Consider the following 2,116-nt stretch of genomic DNA (forward strand, 5'->3'; position numbering starts at 1 on the left):
TGTTCGGCGACAATTACCCTGTCCGGTCGGCGACAACTATCTTGACCGGTTGACCGATATGTAGGACAAGGGTGTATTTCATTTTTTTTGGAGTTCACCCTTGCCTGGAAAACGTATCACTCAACATCAAGAGAGTTTATATATGAGCACGCGTAAATCAGGAAAAAGCCAAGAAACAGCCGCCGCTAAAGCCGCTATTTCTGAACGTTCCGGTCGCAGAATAGAAAAAGGTGAGCGTCAATCGATTCCAGGAGAGCGGCATTGGCGCACTCGTGAAGATCCTTTGGACGCTATTTGGGAAAAGGAATTGGTACCTTTGTTAGAGAAGGAATCACAGCTAACGGGCTTAACGCTCTGGGAATATCTGGATGATGAACACGCTGGTAAATTCCCTTACAGTGTATTGCGAACCCTACAGCGTCGTGTAAAACTCTGGAAAGCAACCCAAGGGCCGGATAAGGTCGTTATCTTCCGCCAGTCTGTACCGCCTGGGCAGCAAGGTTTATCAGACTTCAGCCATCCAAATACTGAAATAACTCTCCAGGGTGAAGTGTTTACCCATCTCTTGTACCAGTTCCGCTTTGCCTATAGTGGCTGGCGTTATGTACAGATCATTTTGGGCGGTGAAAGTTATTCAGCGTTAGCCGACGGTTTGCAGTCAGCGCTAACGCTGGCGGGTGGCAGTCCTATTGAGCACCGCACCGACAGTTTAAGTGCGGCTTTTATTAACCGTGCAGAGGAGGAGAAATTAACGAAGGCTTATGACGCACTCTGCGATCATTATAGCTTGCGTGCAACACGTAACAATCGCGGTGTGAGTCATGAAAATGGTGCCATTGAATGTGCGCATGGTTCATTTAAGCGCCGTTTGGATCAAGCGTTAAAGCTGAGAGGGAGTTGTGACTTTGCCGCCATCAACGATTACCAAGCGTTTCTGGACAAAGTGACTGAACGGTTAAACAAACGCTGCCAGAGCCGCTTTAAAGACGAGCAATTGGCCTTGCAAGCACTACCTGGCGAACGCTTCATGGACTATAGTGAACTCAGCCTGAAAGTGACCCGCAGTAGTACCTTGGAGGTCAAAAGGATCGTTTATACCGTGCCCTCGCGCATGATTGGCGAAAACGTTCGTGTTCATGTTTATCATGATCGCTTGGCTTTTTTTATCGGCCAAACGCTAACCAGTACGCTACCTCGTGTTTACCTTAAAGCCGGTCAGGAGCGGGGCAAATGCATTGATTACCGTCATATCATTCATAGTCTGTCTGCTAAACCCCAGGCGTTCCGGTTTTTACAGTTTCGGGATGAGTTATTACCCACTGAGACTTATCGAAAATTATGGCTGCACTGTGATCAACAGCTTCAGCCCAGAGATGCGTGCAAATGGATCGTTGGTGTTCTCCGTATCGCCATGGATCATGACTGTGAAGAACGTTTAGGCAATGAGTTATTAGCGAGTGTCAATAACAACAGACCGCTGCCACCCCTCAAGGCCTTACAAGAGCGTTATTTAGGCAAACAACCGGTTCCCACTATACCTGCACGGCAACATGATTTAGCAGCTTATGATCATCTGTTGCAGGGTAACTGGCATCTTGCGGAGGTTGTCGGTCATGCCTGAAACGATAGGTTTGTTATTGAAAGAACTCAAACTGCCTGCTTTTAGTCGGCATTATCAACATCATCAAGAGCAGGCTATTGAACAAGGTTATGGTCATATCCGCTATTTATCAGGACTTTGTGAACAGGAAGTAGCGGATCGTTATCAGAAACGTGTGCAACGATGGACACGAGAAGCGGGATTGCCTGCCGGGAAAAGCTTTGCCAACCTGAAGCTGGTAGAACTTAGCGCGTCTGTGCAACAGCAGGTGATTGCACTAAAAGATCAGCCTGACTGGGTACACCATGCCGGAAACGTCTTGCTGATCGGGCCATCGGGAGTCGGTAAATCGCATATAGCTGCCGCGCTCGCCAATCAATTAATAGAGCGGGAGGTTCGTGTTAAATGGTTCTCAGCCACCGCACTCGTTCAAAGCCTACAACAAGCCAAGCGGGATCTGGATTTAATGACTGCAATGACGCGGTTGGATAAATATCAGGTTCTGGTTATTGATGA

Annotated in this window: 2 protein-coding genes; both read left to right on the forward strand. The window is 47.9% G+C overall.

What is annotated here, in order from left to right; all coding sequences use genetic code 11:
* Nucleotides 1-142: 142 nt before the first annotated feature.
* On the forward strand, nucleotides 143-1,621 hold the full coding sequence (istA, locus tag RW114_RS20450) for an IS21 family transposase (RefSeq protein WP_422614855.1): 1,479 nt from the start codon (nucleotides 143-145) through the stop codon (nucleotides 1,619-1,621).
* Nucleotides 1,614-2,116, forward strand: a 503-nt coding sequence (locus RW114_RS20455) for an ATP-binding protein (protein ID WP_340124573.1), incomplete at its 3' end; no start/stop codon positions are given. The genes istA and RW114_RS20455, both read left to right, overlap by 8 nt.

The organism is Methylobacter svalbardensis (assembly GCF_037671525.1).
Taxonomy (GTDB): Bacteria; Pseudomonadota; Gammaproteobacteria; order Methylococcales; family Methylomonadaceae; genus Methylobacter_A; species Methylobacter_A svalbardensis.